Annotated in this window: 13 protein-coding genes; 9 read left to right on the top strand and 4 right to left on the bottom strand. The window is 71.5% G+C overall.

Features of this window, described 5'->3' with window-relative positions:
- Window positions 1-133 precede the first annotated feature (133 nt).
- The 4 genes from ACFQRI_RS07390 to ACFQRI_RS07405 are packed head-to-tail and all read left to right on the top strand — an operon-like array spanning window position 134 to window position 5,133.
- Window positions 134-3,352, top strand: coding sequence for a sensor histidine kinase (locus tag ACFQRI_RS07390; protein WP_380665887.1), 3,219 nt, complete (start codon window positions 134-136; stop codon window positions 3,350-3,352).
- A gap of 20 nt (window positions 3,353-3,372) precedes the next feature.
- A complete protein-coding gene (locus tag ACFQRI_RS07395) occupies window positions 3,373-3,780 on the top strand; it encodes a roadblock/LC7 domain-containing protein (protein WP_011873092.1) in 408 nt (135 codons plus the stop codon).
- Between the two features lie 47 nt (window positions 3,781-3,827).
- Complete coding sequence (locus tag ACFQRI_RS07400; RefSeq protein ID WP_380665889.1) at window positions 3,828-4,559, top strand: DUF742 domain-containing protein; 732 nt, start codon at window positions 3,828-3,830, stop codon at window positions 4,557-4,559.
- Window positions 4,540-5,133 (top strand): GTP-binding protein, encoded by a 594-nt coding sequence (locus tag ACFQRI_RS07405; RefSeq protein WP_380665891.1) that lies wholly within the window; start codon window positions 4,540-4,542, stop codon window positions 5,131-5,133. The genes ACFQRI_RS07400 and ACFQRI_RS07405 overlap by 20 nt, the downstream gene beginning before the upstream one ends.
- Window positions 5,134-5,208: 75 nt before the next feature.
- On the opposite strand, the gene ACFQRI_RS07410 is transcribed toward ACFQRI_RS07405, so the two are convergent.
- Window positions 5,209-7,458 carry a helicase-associated domain-containing protein gene (locus tag ACFQRI_RS07410; protein WP_380665893.1) on the bottom strand — a complete coding sequence of 750 codons (2,250 nt, stop codon included), beginning with the start codon at window positions 7,456-7,458 and terminating at the stop codon, window positions 5,209-5,211.
- Window positions 7,459-7,631: 173 nt separating this feature from the next.
- On the opposite strand from ACFQRI_RS07410, the gene ACFQRI_RS07415 reads away from it, so the two are divergent.
- From ACFQRI_RS07415 to ACFQRI_RS07430, 4 genes are all read left to right on the top strand, one after another.
- Window positions 7,632-7,811: a hypothetical protein gene (locus ACFQRI_RS07415; RefSeq protein ID WP_380665895.1), complete on the top strand. Its 180-nt coding sequence runs from the start codon at window positions 7,632-7,634 to the stop codon at window positions 7,809-7,811.
- Between the two features lie 209 nt (window positions 7,812-8,020).
- Window positions 8,021-9,475 (top strand): NAD-dependent malic enzyme, encoded by a 1,455-nt coding sequence (locus ACFQRI_RS07420; protein WP_380665897.1) that lies wholly within the window; start codon window positions 8,021-8,023, stop codon window positions 9,473-9,475.
- Between the two features lie 263 nt (window positions 9,476-9,738).
- Window positions 9,739-10,221, top strand: a complete 483-nt coding sequence (gene moaC, locus ACFQRI_RS07425; protein WP_380665899.1) for a cyclic pyranopterin monophosphate synthase MoaC — start codon at window positions 9,739-9,741, stop codon at window positions 10,219-10,221.
- A gap of 51 nt (window positions 10,222-10,272) precedes the next feature.
- Complete coding sequence (locus ACFQRI_RS07430) at window positions 10,273-11,193, top strand: molybdenum cofactor biosynthesis protein MoaE (protein WP_380665902.1); 921 nt, start codon at window positions 10,273-10,275, stop codon at window positions 11,191-11,193.
- 207 nt (window positions 11,194-11,400) lie between these two features.
- Here ACFQRI_RS07430 and ACFQRI_RS07435 read toward each other — a convergent pair whose 3' ends face one another.
- The 3 genes from ACFQRI_RS07435 to moaA all read right to left on the bottom strand — a co-directional run bounded on the left by ACFQRI_RS07435 (window position 11,401) and on the right by moaA (window position 14,105).
- Window positions 11,401-12,003, bottom strand: a complete 603-nt coding sequence (locus ACFQRI_RS07435; protein ID WP_380665904.1) for a transglycosylase family protein — start codon at window positions 12,001-12,003, stop codon at window positions 11,401-11,403.
- Window positions 12,004-12,754: 751 nt separating this feature from the next.
- The gene (locus tag ACFQRI_RS07440) at window positions 12,755-13,042 is read right to left on the bottom strand and encodes a MoaD/ThiS family protein (RefSeq protein ID WP_380665906.1); all 288 of its coding nucleotides are present in this window, start codon (window positions 13,040-13,042) and stop codon (window positions 12,755-12,757) included.
- A gap of 4 nt (window positions 13,043-13,046) precedes the next feature.
- Window positions 13,047-14,105 (bottom strand): GTP 3',8-cyclase MoaA, encoded by a 1,059-nt coding sequence (moaA, locus tag ACFQRI_RS07445; protein ID WP_380665908.1) that lies wholly within the window; start codon window positions 14,103-14,105, stop codon window positions 13,047-13,049.
- Between the two features lie 151 nt (window positions 14,106-14,256).
- On the opposite strand from moaA, the gene ACFQRI_RS07450 reads away from it, so the two are divergent.
- On the top strand, window positions 14,257-14,655 hold the full coding sequence (locus tag ACFQRI_RS07450) for a TOBE domain-containing protein (protein WP_380665910.1): 399 nt from the start codon (window positions 14,257-14,259) through the stop codon (window positions 14,653-14,655).
- Window positions 14,656-14,687 lie beyond the last annotated feature (32 nt).

Genomic DNA, 14,687 nt, shown 5'->3' on the forward strand with positions numbered 1-14,687 from the left:
CTGCGGGAGTTCGAGGCCGCGGGCCCGCTCGTGGGTGTCCGACGTGTCCAGGTCGGTTGACGGGCGCCTTCCCACCACAATGATCTTCGCTGTCACGGCTCGGAAGGACGGCTAGGCCGTGGCGGTGCCGCACATGTCCGCCGCAGCGCAGGAAACAGGGATGCTCAACAACGACCCCGCGACCGGAGCCGGTGCAGCCGATCCGGCTGCCAGCCACAACAAGTCCTGGTGGCTGCGCAACTGGCGCCTCAGGTACAAGATGGCCGCCGTTCTGCTGGTGCCGACGCTGGCCGCGCTCGGCGTGGGTGGTGTGCGTCTCTACGACGGCCTGGCCACCGAGTCGCGCATGCAGACCATCGTCGACGAGGTCCAGCTCGTGCAGCAGGCCTCCGAGGTCACCCACGAGCTGCAGCGCGAGCGGGACATCGCGATCGTGCGCACCACCGCCAACGGCGGGGGCAACGCCGGCGACTACGACGCGCAGAACCGCCGGGTGGACGAGGCGGTGAACAAGCTGCGCTCCTTCGAGTCGCAGGTCGACGAGTTCAGCCCGAGCGTGGCGAGCGCGTTCCACAGCGCCGAGCACCGGGTGGACAGCCTGCAGGCGCTGCGCCAGACGGTGAGCACCGGATTCACCAGCCCGCAGACCCTCGTCGCCTACAACTCGGTGATCGAGAACCTGCTGAAGATCAACACCGCGGTGGCCACCTCCGCGGCCAACACCGAGACCAGCCAGGCCGCCAGGGCCGTCGCGGCGCTCGGCGACGCCAAGGAGCAGCTGGCCCAGGAGCGGTCGATCCTGCTGTCGGCGGCGCTGCGCAACGAGTTCCTCACCGGTCAGCCGGACGCCATGCGCGCCGCGGACGCGCGCTTCGAGGCCGCCTTCGCCGAGTTCGAGGCCGCGGCCGCCCCGCAGCAGCGGGCGCTCTACGACCAGCGGGTCGCCGGTGCGGCGGTGGACCGCACCGAGCAGATGGAGCAGTCCGCGCTCATCGCCTACGACAACGACCAGGAGAACCAGAACCTGGGCATCGACCCGCAGGCCTGGGCGCAGGTCTCCGGCGAGCGCACCGACCTGGTCCGCGCCGTCGAGTCCGACGCCATCGACGACCTGCACAGCGATGCCTCCGCGCTGGCCGACTCGGCCCGCTGGCTGCTGGTCCGGGACGCCGCGCTGGTCGCGCTGCTGCTGATCGTGGCCTTCGGCGTGGCGGCCTTCATCGCCCGCTCGATGCTGCGCCCGCTGCGCACCCTGCGCTACAGCGCGCTGGAGATCGCCCAGCAGAGCCTGCCGGACGCGATCAACCGGGTCACCGACAGCCCGAACGCGGCCAGCAACACCACCGTCCCGACGGTGCCGGTGCACACCAGGGAGGAGATCGGGCAGGTCGCCCGCACCTTCGACGCGGTGCACCAGCAGGCGCTGCGGCTGGCCGTCGAGCAGGCCATGCTGCGCAACAACGTCAACGACCTGTTCGTCAACCTCGCCCGCCGCAGCCAGACCCTGGTGCAGCGCCAGCTGGCGCTGATCGACAAGCTGGAGCAGGACGAGCAGGACCCGGACCAGCTGTCCCAGCTGTTCGAGCTCGACCACCTGGCCACCCGGATGCGGCGGAACAACGAGAACCTGCTGATCCTCGGCGGCACCGACCTCACCCGGCGCACCACCCGCCCGGTGCCGCTCAACGAGGTCCTCGGCGCCGCGGTCTCCGAGGTCGAGCAGTACGCCAGGGTCGCCGTGGTCGACGCCCCCGACCTGGCCCTGCAGGGCCGCGTGGTCAACGACTTCGTGCACCTCATCGCCGAGCTGCTGGAGAACGCCACGGTGTTCTCCAACCCGGACACCGAGGTCACGGTGCGCACCGCCTACCGGCGCGGCCAGCTGGTCATCGAGATCCGCGACCGCGGCGTGGGCATCGACAGCTCGGAGATCGACGAGATCAACGAGCGGCTCACCCGGCCCCCGGAGATCGACGTCGCCGTCTCCCGCCGGATGGGTCTGTTCGTGGTCGGCCAGCTCTCCCAGCGGCACAACATCCACGTCGAGCTGCACAACAACGAGAGCCTCGAAGGCGGTGTCACCGCCACCGTCCACGTCGACGGCGAGTACGTCATGCAGCTCACGCCGGACGGCCCGGTCCCGATGCCGGACGTGCCGCGCGCCCCGATCGGGGGCGACGGCAGGCGCGAGACCTCGCTGGGCGGCGTCGAGTCCACCGGCAACCACGCCGGCCTGGCCGCCGCGTTCGGCGGCGGGGCGCGCACCAACGGCGCGGCGCTGGACCCGGGTACCGAGCGCGCCTCGCTGCCCAGCCTGAGCACCTCGGAGCCGCCGACCGGTTTCACCGACCCGTCGGCCCCGGAGGGCGCCGCGGGCGAAACGCCCGGTTCCGACGACTCCGAACTGCCCGCTGAGTACTCCGTCACACTCGCCAACGGCGATTCGTTCGGCGCTACCGATGTCCCCCGATGGGAGGATGGCCACCGGGCGCCCAACGACGACGTCGTCGGGACCGACGCCTGGCCGAGTGCGGATCCCGGGTTCGACGGACAGTGCGGTGTTCCGTCGGAGACCTCCTCCACCGACCTGTTCCACAGCCCGTTCGAGGACGCGAAGACGCAGAGCTTCACGCCCACCGAGCTCGACTCGGGCGGCGGCCCGAACAACGGCTTCGGCGGCAGCGGGATCGGCTCGGCCTTCGGTCCCGGTGACGGCGAGGGCGCCCCAGGCAGCGGAACCCGGCCCGAGCCGGCGTCGCGGTCCTGGGCGGGCGAGGACTCCTCGCCGGTGGACTCCGACGGCCGGTCGCCGGCGTTCGCCGACGACGAGCCGAGGGAGCCATGGGACATGGACGACGCGCCCACCCAACGCCTACCGATCTACGAAGCCGTTCTTTCGCAGTGGTTCCGGGAGTCCGACGTGGACGAGCCGGAAGCTGCGGAGTCCGAGCCCGCCGATCCGGAACCGGCCGCGCGGCCGGAGAGCCCGACCGCGCAGCCCGGAACGGTCGACGAGGTCCCCCGGACCACCACGCCCGACCCGGGCTGGGGTTCGGCGGACGTCGGCTGGAAGGCCGCCGAAGCGCTGCTGCAGACCCCCGAGGTCCAGGAGACGACGTCGGCCGGACTGCCCAAGCGGGTGCCCAAGACCAACCTCGTGCCCGGCTCGGCAGCGCCGCAGACGCCGCAAGCACCCCGGAGGAAGGCCGCCACCCCGCGCTCGGCTGACGCCGTGCGCGGTCGGATGGCCAACTTCCAGCAGGGCGTCTCGCGGGGCAGGCACTCCAAGTCCGAACCGGCTTCAACCGAGAATTCCAACCCGAATCCGAGCCGTCCCGAGGAGCAGGAGTGAACGGGTCCGTGCAGCAACCGATGAGCAGCAACAGCTTCAGTTGGCTGATCACCGACTTCGTACGTCGGGTCCCCGGCGTCGCGCACTCGGTCGTGGTCTCCGCCGACGGTCTGCTGCTGGCCGGTTCCCAGGGTTTGCCGAGGGACCGCGCCGAACAGCTCTCCGCCGTGGCCTCCGGCCTGGTCAGCCTCACCCAGGGCGCCGCGAGGTGCTTCGAGGCCGGCGACGTCACCCAGACCGTCGTCGAGATGGAGCAGGGCTACCTGTTCCTGATGTCCATCAGCGACGGCTCCTGCCTCGCCGTGCTCGCCGCGCCGAACGCCGACATCGGCCTGGTGGCCTACGAGATGACCCTGCTCGTCGAGCGGGTCGGCCGCCAGCTGACCCCGGAGCTGCGCGCGCAGCTGCAGGGCATGGGCCGCCGGTGATCATCCGCTGTGATCAATCGGCTGGGGACGCTGAGGGGAGCTGACACATGAACGCCGGTTCCGAGCCCAGCTGGGACGGTGACCTGTTCCGCCTCTACAACAAGCGACTGAGCGCGGAGTCCTGGCAGGACGACTTCGTCGAGGACCAGCAGTCCGCCGGTGACTCCGGCGGTTACGACCGCGCGCTCTTCGGCGGACCAGGCGCCGACCTGTTCGGCTCCGGCTACGACGGGGAGAACGGCAACCATCCGCAGCAGCCGCAGCCGCAGCCGCAGGGGAATCAGCCGCAGCCGCGGCAGCGACCGGTCGACAGCGGTCCGCCGTCGGTGTCGATGCCGTCGATCTCGCAGCCGATGCCGCCGATCTCGCAGTCCATGCCGTCGATCTCGGGCTCCATGCCGGCCATCCCCGCGCCGGGCAACGTGGACGCCGACGACGACGGCGGTTCGCTGGTGCGGCCCTACGCCCGCACCAGGGGGCGCACGCGCACCGATCACGATCTCGCCATCGAGACACTGGTGACCACCAGCGAACGCGGTCGCGCGCAGGCGACCCAATCCCGGCCCGAACACCGCTCGATCTCCGAGCTGTGCACGGAGGCCCGCTCCGTGGCCGAGGTCGCCGCTCACCTGCGGCTTCCGCTCGGCGTGGTGCGGGTGCTGATCGGCGACATGGCCGATTCCGGGCAGGTTCTGATTCACGACAGTGGCATGGTCGTCGGTGATCGGCCGTCCATGGAGTTCTTGGAGAGGGTGCTCAGTGGGCTTCGCAGGCTCTGACCCCCGATCGACGCCGGGCAACCAGAAAACCTCGACGAAGATCGTGGTTGCCGGCGGTTTCGGTGTCGGGAAGACGACGTTCGTCGGTTCGGTCTCGGAGATCGTTCCGTTGACGACCGAAGCGGTGATGACCGAGGCCAGCGTGGGGGTCGACGACCTCAGCGCCACGCCGGGCAAGGTCACCACCACGGTCGCGATGGACTTCGGCCGCGTGTCGTTGGACTCCGACCTGATCCTCTACCTGTTCGGCACCCCGGGCCAGCACCGCTTCTGGTTCATGTGGGACGACCTGGTGCGCGGCGCCATCGGCGCGGTCGTGCTGGTCGACACCCGCAGGCTGGCCGACGCGTTCGCCTCGATCGACTTCTTCGACGACCGCGGGCTGCCCTACATCGTCGCGGTGAACACCTTCGACGGCGTCATGCACCACCGCCAGGAGGACGTCCGCGAGGCGCTGACCATCGCCGACTCGGTGCCGATGATCTCGGTGGACGCCCGCAACCGCGAGTCCACCAAGCAGGCGCTGATCACCCTGGTCGAGCACGCCATGCGCCAGCGCATGGCCACGACCTGACGCGGCCGATTCCTCGCAGTTTGGCCTAGAACTGCACCTCCAGAGGGGGTGCAGTTCTAGGCCAAACTGCTGCGGCTACTCCTCCACCAGCGCGACGGTCGTGATGCGGTGCAGGGGGAAGGCCCCCGGCTGGTCGTTGGCCGTGTCCACGCCCTGCAGCACCCCGCCGCCGACCGAGATCGGCCGGACCACGACCTCGCTGCGCAGCCCGTGGGTGTCGACGAAGCCGAGCAGCACCTGCTGCTCCCGCTCCGCGGCGGTGCGCAGCAGCTGCAGCGTGGCCTCGGCGCTGGGGCGTCCCCGCTCCGGCGCGATGCCGCGGCCCCGCCGGGCCCTGGCCGAGCGGTCGCCCGCGCGCAGCTGCGTGACCAGCTCGCCGAGCTGGGCGGTGTCCGGGGTCGTGATGCCGGCCGGCGGCGCGGTCCGGTTGCGCCCCCGAGCCCTGCGGCCGCTGGTGCGCAGGTCGAGCACGTTGCCGTCCGGGCCCTCGGCCACCGGGGCGAACCCCGCGCCGCGCAGCCCGTCCACCAGGTCGGCCAGCGGCAGCGGGCTGACCAGCACGGTCGGCGCGATCCGGCGCAGCTCCAGGTCCTCGGTCTCCGGCTTGCCCAGCACCTCGGCGAGCACCACCGGATCGTCGCAGCGCAGGAAGGCCGCTGCGGTGCCCGCGCGGAGCTTGCCGTGCCTGCGGGCGACGTCGTCGATCAGGTAGGTCAGCGACTGCGGGATCGGCGTGCGCGAGCGCTCCCGGAACAGCGCGTGCAGGTCCTCGGCGGTGTGACCGGCGTCCAGCGCGCGGCGCACGCTGTCCTCGCCGATCCGGTAGACCGTCGCGCTGCCCGCCGACTCCACGTCGGCCACCAGCTTCATCTCCGCGGCCAGCCCCGGCTCCAGCCGGCCCGGCGCGACCACCGTCAGGTCGGCCTGCACCAGCACGTGGTCCAGCGGCTCGGGCAGCTGCTCGCCGAGCAGCTGCGCCGCGGTGCTCGGTCCGTCGAACACCAGCGCGCGGCCCGCGGTGGTCATCGCGTCGAGCGCGATCACGCCCAGCTTGGTGGCCTCGTCCAGCGTCCAGCTCACCAGGTCGTCGCGCAGCTTGCCGCCGTGCCGCGGCGAGCGCCAGGCCAGCACGGCCGCGGCGTCCGCGGCGCGCACGCCGAACCCGCCGGGCAGCTCGTCGAGGTAGGACAGCACGTGCCTGCGGTCCTTCGGGGCCAGCGGCCTGCGCAGGTCCTCCGACAGCGGGCCGAGCACCCGGTCCTTCTCGTCGCGGGCGCCGATCAGCCCGGGCAGCCGGGGCAGGTCCAGCCAGGCGGCGGCCAGCGCGGCCCAGCGCTGCTCGGGCGGGGAGGCCAGCCAGGTGTCCGACTGGATGGTCGGCAGCCACTGCGGCTCGGCGTCATCGGTGCTGTTGATCAGGTTCGCCGCGTGCGCGACCTCCACCAGCAGCCCGAGGTGCGCCTCGTCGATCTCGAGGGCCTTGGCGGTGCGGCGCAGCTCGCGGATGCCCAGCCCGCCCGAGCGCAGCACGTCCGGCGGGTCGGCTTCCCACGCCTGCAGGAGCTCCTCGACGTGGCGCAGCAGCTCCAGCGCGGCGCCCCCGGCGGTGGAGTCCACCCGGTCCGAACCGGACTCGATCAGCTCGGGGGAGGGCTCCTCCGGCTCGACCCGGCCCATCGGCCGGTCGCCGCGCACCGCCAGGGCCAGCTGCCGGGGCAGCTCCACGTTCTCGGCGTCGCGCCGCAGCAGCAAACCCTTGGCCAGCAGCCGCTGGACCGGATTGGTGGCCTCGGCCAGCGGGACGTGCGCCGAGGCGTCCTTGGTGCGGCCGACGGGGGAGTCGCCCGCCAGCCGCTCGACCAGGCGCCGCTCCTCGTCGTCGAGCTCGACGAGCGCTGCCTCGGCCGCGTCCGCGGTGAGGTGCTCGGCGGGGCGGCCCAGCCCGGCGGGGAAGTTCGGCAGCACCTCGCGCACCGTCGGCGGGATGGACAGCTCGTCCTCGCCCCAGGCCAGCGCCAGCCCCGCGAGCTCGTCGGCGGAGCGGCGCACGCGCTGCGGGGTGATCCCCTCGCCGAGCATCTCGGCGAGCTGGTCGCTGGTCACGGGCGCCTGGTCGGCGTCCAGCAGCACCAGGGCTTCGAGGGTGGACAGGGCGAAGGAGTCCAGGCCCTCGCACGCGCGCGCCACCGAGGAGCGCACGCCGGTGCGCGTGGCCAGCACGGAGGTGTCGGCAGGCGGTGGGGTGGCCAGGTCGGGGCGGGCGCGGAGCAGCGCCACGAGCTCGTCGTCGCTGCGCTCCCGCAGCCATTCCGCTAGCGAAACCATCCCGGCCACGATACCCAGCTGGGCGGATCGCCCGGGCGAGCGCGGCGGCGAGCACCGCGCCGCCGTCCCTGACAAGGCGGGCCGGGGTGTAGTGCGCAGCACCCTTGGGAGAGGTCGCGGCCCGGGTTGCGGCAGACTGGGTGGTGCCCGTAGCCGGAAGGTAGGAGGACCACGTGGCCGGCAAGACCAAGAAGGACCGGATCGACCCGACCTGGCCGCAGCCGGGTGCCGGTGAGCACCCCGTCAGCGAGCTGGTGGCCGACAAGCAGGGCGCGCTGTCGCCGTTCGGCGACACCACCTTCCCGCTGGACGGCGTTCCCTACGAGCACCCGGAGACGCGCATCAACAAGTGATGCGTGTCAAGGGCGACCGATGGGTAGCAGGCCGGATCTAGCTCACAGTCGAGAAAGTTTTAGGCTTTTTCGTACTGGGTGAAGTTTCGGTCGCTTGGCGGGCCCGGAGGGCTTGCATCCCGGTTCGGCGATCGCTTCGGCGGCCCCGCGGGGCCGCCGAAGAACGGCACCCACCAAGTCCATAGCCGTTCGCTCGACAGGGGTGTGCCATGCCGGTTCCAGGTCCGGGTTATTCCATCACCGTGCGCGTCGAGGCGCCGCCGTCGACGACCGCCGCCGGCGATCTGACCAGCGCCATCGGGCGCGCCGGCGGTGTCATCACCGCCTTCGACGTCGTCGAGTCGCACGCCGACCGGATCGTCGTCGACATCACCTGCAACGCGCTGTCGGCCGACCACGCCGAGGACCTGACCGGTCTGCTCGGCGATCTGCCCGGCGTGCGGGTCCGCAAGATCTCCGACCGGACCTTCCTGGTGCACCTCGGCGGCAAGATCGAGGTCAACTCGCGCGTGGCCCTGGCCAACCGCGACGACCTCTCGCGCGCCTACACCCCGGGCGTGGCCCGGGTGTGCACCGCGATCGCCGAGAACCCCGACGACGCGCGCAGGCTGACCGTCAAGCGCAACGCCGTCGCCGTGGTCACCGACGGCTCGGCCGTGCTGGGCCTGGGCAACATCGGCCCGGAGGCGGCGCTGCCGGTGATGGAGGGCAAGGCGGCGCTGTTCAAGAAGTTCGCCGGCGTCAACGCCTGGCCGGTGTGCCTGGACACCCAGGACACCGAGGAGATCATCCGCGCCGTCGAGCTGATCGCCCCGGTCTACGGCGGCATCAACCTCGAGGACATCGCCGCGCCGCGCTGCTTCGAGATCGAGGCCCGGCTGCGCGACAAGCTCAACATCCCGGTCTTCCACGACGACCAGCACGGCACCGCGATCGTGGTGCTCGGCGCGCTGCGCAACGCGCTGCGCGTGGTCGAGAAGGACCTCACCGACTGCCGCGTGGTCGTCTGCGGCGTCGGCGCGGCCGGTTCGGCGATCATCCGGCTGCTGCAGCACAAGAAGCCGGCCGACGTGATCGCGGTGGACATCGACGGCATCGTGCACTCCGGCCGCGGCGACACCGACGAGAACCTGCGCAACATCGCCGCGACCACCAACGCCGAGGGCCGCACCGGCACGCTGTCCGACGCGGTCCGGGACGCCGACGTGTTCATCGGGGTCTCCGCTCCGAACCTGCTCACCGCCGAGGACGTCGCCTCGATGAACTCGGACGCGATCGTGTTCGCGCTGGCCAACCCGGATCCGGAGATCGACCCGCTGGCCGCGCAGCAGCACGCCAAGATCGTGGCCACCGGGCGCAGCGACTACCCGAACCAGATCAACAACGTGCTGGCCTTCCCCGGCGTGTTCCGCGGCCTGCTGGACGCGCACGCGCACGAGATCACCGACGACATGATGATCGCGGCCTCCAACGCCATCGCCGACGTGGTCGACGGGGACCGCCTGAACGCCTCGTTCATCGTCCCGAGCGTCTTCGACAACGCGGTCGCCCCGGCGGTCGCCGACGCGGTCAAGAAGGCGGCGCTGGCGGCCAAACCCGCCGAACCCGCCTCGGCCGGCGGCAGCTCCCTCCCCTGGAGCATGGCCGAAGACCTCGACTTCTGACCCAGCCCCCACCCACGCCACCAGGAGCCCTCGGACCCAACCCCGGGGGCTCCACCCGTTCCACCCCCGGAATCACCTCCCAATCCGGGTGCGGAATGGCCTCCCAATCCGTGCACCGAATCGCCTCCCAATCCGTGCACCGAATCGCCTCCCAATCCGGGTGGTGTTTTCGAGGGTTTTCCGGGGGCGGTCGGGGTGGTGGTGCGCCGGGTTTCGGGCGGTTGGCGGGTCGGGGTGTCTCCCGGGTGCTTTAGGCTCTGGGTATGGGGCGGGACGAGCTGACGCACGTGGACGAGTCGGGTGCGGCTCGGATGGTGGACGTGTCCGAGAAGCAGGAGAGCGCGCGGCGCGCCGTGGCCACCGGAGTGGTGCGCACGACCGCCGAGGTGATCGGCCTGCTGCGCCGGGACGGCCTGCCCAAGGGCGACGCGCTGGCCACCGCGCGGTTGGCCGGGATCATGGGTGCGAAGCGCACGCCGGACCTGATCCCGCTGTGCCACCCGATCGCCATCTCCGGAACCAAGGTCGAGCTGGAGCTCGGCGACACCGACGTGCGCATCACCGCAGCGGTCAAGACCACCGACCGCACCGGCGTCGAGATGGAGGCGCTGACCGCGGTCTCGGTGGCCGGGCTCGCGCTGCACGACATGATCAAGGCGGTCGACCCCGGAGCGGTGCTCGACGCCGTGCGGGTCGAGCGCAAGGAAGGCGGCAAGACCGGCGTCTGGGAGCGCTCCGGGGACTGACGCCGCCGAAACCGGTTGCACGCGGCGGTTCGTCGCGTTGGGGAGGTCGAAATGCCGAGGACGGCGCGCGTGATCGCCGCGTCCAACCGCGCCGCGGCCGGGGTCTACGAGGACCGCACCGGCCCGGTGATCGCCGAATGGCTGCGCGAGCGCGGCTACGACACGCCCGATCCGATCGTGGTCCCCGACGGCGACCCGGTCGGCGAGCAGCTGCGCGCGGCGGTCGCCGCGGGGACCGACGTGGTGATCACCACCGGGGGAACCGGGATCAACCCCACCGACCGCACTCCCGAGGTCACCGCCGAGGTGCTCGAGCGACCGGTCCCGGGCCTGGCCGACGCGATCCGCGCGGCGGGCCTGCCGAAGGTGCCCACGGCGGTGCTCTCCCGCGGCTTGGCCGGGGTGGCGGGCCGGACGCTGATCGTGAACCTCCCCGGCTCGCGCGGCGGCGTCAAGGACGGTCTGGGGGTCCTCGCCGAGGTCCTGGACCACGCGGTCGACCAGCTCAACGGCGGCGACCACCCGCGTCCGGCGGGCGCGACCGCCGCTGCGGAGGTGCTGCGCGCCGACGTCGTCGACGCGCCGATCGAGGTGGACGCCCTGGCGCGCCAGGTGGAGCACCGGGCGGCGGGCGCGGTGGTCACCTTCGGCGGCGTGGTCCGCGACCACGACGGCGGACGCGGCGTCCAGGAGCTGGAGTACACCGGTCACCCCAGCGCCGACGAGGTGATCGCCGAGGTCGCCGCCGACATCGCCGCTCGCTTCGAGGGCGTGCGCGCCCTCTCGGTCTCGCACCGCATCGGACTGCTCAAGATCGGTGATGTGGCGCTGGGCTGCGCGGTCGCCGCCGAGCACCGCAAGCAGGCCTTCAACGCCTGCTCCGAGCTGGTCGACGAGGTCAAGCGCCGCCTGCCGATCTGGAAGCGCCAGGTCTTCGACGACGACACCGAGGAGTGGGTCAACTGCCCGTGAGGGCCCTCCGGTCGTCCTCCGAGCGAGCCGGCCCCGCGCCTTCGGGTGCGGGGCCGGCTTTGCGCGAAGGCCCTCGAGGTAAAGCGGAACCCCCTCATCGTGGCTGGGGGCAAGGCGATGAGGGGGTTCCGGAGGGAAGCACGTGCCGTGTCGGGGGAGACGGCGCGTACTCCTGCCGGCCGGCGGGGAGACCGGCCGTGCCAGTCGTTACCGGATGTCGAGCTGCTGACCCGGGAAGATCATGTTCGGGTCGGTCAGCACATCGGTGTTGTTGTTGAAGATGGACTTGTAGTCCACGCCGTAGGACTGGGCGATCTTGCTCAGCGTGTCGCCGGCCTTGACGGTGTAGTCACCGCCGGACGCCTTGACCGGGGAGGACTGCGTCTCGGTCTCCGTCTCGGTGCTCTGCTGCGAGGTGCTCGCCTCGGAGCTGGTGTCGGTGGAGCCGCTGGTCCAGTTCAGCTTCGAGCTGCAGGCGGGCCAGGCGTTCTCGCCCTGCGAGGCCAGCACCTTCTCGGCGACCGCGATCTGCTGCTCGCGGGTGGCCAGGTGCGCGCTGCTGGCGTACTGGGTACCGCCGTAGGCGGACCAGGTGGAGGGGGTGAACTGGAGGCCGCCGTAGAAGCCGTTGCCGGTGTTGGTGCTCCAGTCACCGCTGCTCTCGCACTGCGCGAGCATGTCCCAGTCCGCGGCGTTGGCGGGAGCGGCGATCGCGATCGGGGTTGCGACGACCGCGCCGGCGACGGCGAAGCGGGCGAAGTTGCGCTTGGTGTTAGAAGGCTTGCGGTGCTTGCCCTTATGGCTAGACATGTCCCTCTCTCCTGCCGCGCTTGCGGGGCGAGCCTCGGTGGCTCGTCCGGCTCGGGGAGCCGGCACGCCTCGGGGCGTCGGGGTGCCCTGAGGTGAACCCTCGTTCCTGCCCGGTTCGTTTCCGTTTCGGGGTTGAAGCCCGCTGGGCAGGTCCAGCGCCACGGGCTTCGCGGTTCCTTGCTGATCGGTTCGGGGCCGACCGAGGAGCGACACTACGTAACCAACGGGGAGATCCCAAATCTTCTAGCATGTGACGCTGGTCACAGTAACACCGGGATAGGGGGTGTCGATCTAGGGTGTTTTACCTGATCAGAGCGTCGTTATCGGGCCGTTTCCGTCCTGATATCGATCACCGTAAGTGAGGCCTGAGTCACCTCGTTACTCCCGTTGAGAAGCGGCCGTCACACGGCCAACAGCCGTTGCGGTCGCCTGGTGCACCCCGGTCGAGCGGCTGCGGGCGCGCGTTTCGATGATCGCGAATCGTGTTCGCCTGTCGACCGCGAGTAATCATCGGGCTAGCTGAACCGGGCGAAGATTTCGAAACCGACGAGGTGCGCGACCCGGTCGGTCGGGAACGGGCCGCGAGCGGGCCGCGAGCGCCCCGAAAATGTGCCGGAAATCCACTCGTTCGAGTGTGTACGACACGCCAGAACATGTTGTATCTGCGCGTGCGCACGCGCTCGTACGCGCGCGCAGAGAAGTGCAGTGCCCGGCTCGTGGCGCCGGTGGGAGGGGAGGGGCGCGGGCGGAATCAGCCGCCCGCGAACGGCGGCAGCACGTCCAGCGTCGTGTCCGCCTCGATGGCCGCGCCGCGGTCGTGCACGGCCAGCCCGTCGAGCAGGAAGCTGCACGCCTCCACGACCCGGGCCAGCTTCCCGTCGTCGCGCGCTGCCAGCGCCGCGGCGAGTGCGTCGGCGACCGTGGCGGGCCGGCTCAGCCGCACGGTCTCCTCGGGCACGCCCGCGGCCGCGCGGGCGCCCGCGAAGTAGCGGACCTGGACGGTCACGACCTGAGTGGCCGGCTGCGGTGCGGCGGTCATCGGCTCAGCCCCCGATCGCGCTCATCGGCCGGTCCGGCCGGGCGAACTCGCCCGAGTCCATGCCGTGCCCGGCGGCCTTGGCCCACATCTCGCCCTGCCACAGCCGGATCAGCTCCGCGTCGTTCGCCCCGTCGCGCATCGGGCCGCGCAGGTCGGTCTCGGTGGTGGAGAACAGGCAGGAGCGCAGCTGCCCGTCGGCGGTGAGCCGGGTGCGGTCGCAGGCGGAGCAGAACGGCCGGGTGACCGATCCGATCACGCCGACGGTCGCGGGCCCGCCGTCGACCAGCCAGCGCTCGGCCGGGGCCGAGCCGCGCTCGGCGGTGTCCGGGGAGAGGGTGAACTCGCGGCCGAGCAGATCCAGGATCTCGTCGGCGGTGATCATCGCGCCGCGGTCCCACTCGTGCTGGGCGTCCAGCGGCATCTGCTCGATGAACCGCAGCTGGTAACCGCGCTCGATGCAGAAGCGCAGCAGCTCGGTCGCCTCGTGGTCGTTCACGCCGCGCATCAGCACCGCGTTGACCTTGACCGGCTCCAGCTTCATCGTCTTGGCCGCCGCCAGCCCGTCGAGCACGTCGTCGAGCCGGTCCCGCCGGGTGAGCTCCTTGAACACCTCGCGGTCGAGCGTGTCCAGGGAGACGTTGACCCGGTTCAGGCCCGCGGCGACCAGCGGCTCCGCGTAGCTGCCGAGGTTGATCCCGTTGGTGGTCAGCGACGTCTTCGGCCTGCTGGGCAGCGCCGAGGTCGCGCCGATGATGTCCACCAGGTCCTGGCGCAGCAGCGGTTCGCCCCCGGTGAAGCGCACCGTGGTCACCCCGAGCTCCTCGACGGCGATCCGGATCAACCGGTTCATCTCGTCGGTGTCGAGCATCTCGGCGCGCTTGAGCCAGGGCAGGCCCTCGGCGGGCATGCAGTAGGTGCAGCGCAGATTGCACTTGTCGATGAGGGAGACGCGCAGGTCCTGCGCCACGCGACCGAAGCGGTCCACGAGGTACGGCGTGTCCGGCCGCTCCGAGGTGTCGGTCGTGCGGCGCACGAACGGAATTCCCAGCTCCACCGCGTTCACCCCTCGACCCTATCTCCTCGGTGCGACCGATTTCGATCGTCGAGCGGCATTCGCCCGGGGGACGAAACCGCCGTCCGGGTGGGCGGGTATCCGGAATTGCGGGTGAGGCACCCCCTGGTTTCTTCGCACCTGCGGAAGTAATGTGCCCATCGTGCCGCACTATCGGATTGCTGAAGTCGCCGGGCTGTTCGGGGTCAGCGATGACACCGTCCGCCGTTGGGTCGACGGCGGTCAGCTGCCCGCCGAGCGGGACTCCGCGGGCAGGCTGGTGATCGACGGCGGGACGCTCGCCGCGTTCGCCCGCACCCAGGCCCGCGCCACCCCGGACCCCTCCGGGGTGGGCCGGTCGGCGCGCAACCGATGGGTCGGGCTGGTCACCGAGGTGGTCTCGGACAAGGTGATGTCCCAGGTGGAGATCCAGTGCGGGCCGCACCGGGTCGTCTCGCTGATGAGCACCGAAGCCGCCCACGAGCTCGGTCTCGAACCGGGGGCGCTGGCGGTGGCCGTGGTCAAGTCGACCAACGTCGTGGTGGAGACGCCGGAGGACTGATGCGCGCGGGTGCCTTACCGGTGGTGCGAGCC

This window comes from Saccharopolyspora griseoalba (assembly GCF_042665275.1).
In the GTDB taxonomy this organism is placed as follows: Bacteria; Actinomycetota; Actinomycetes; order Mycobacteriales; family Pseudonocardiaceae; genus Saccharopolyspora; species Saccharopolyspora griseoalba.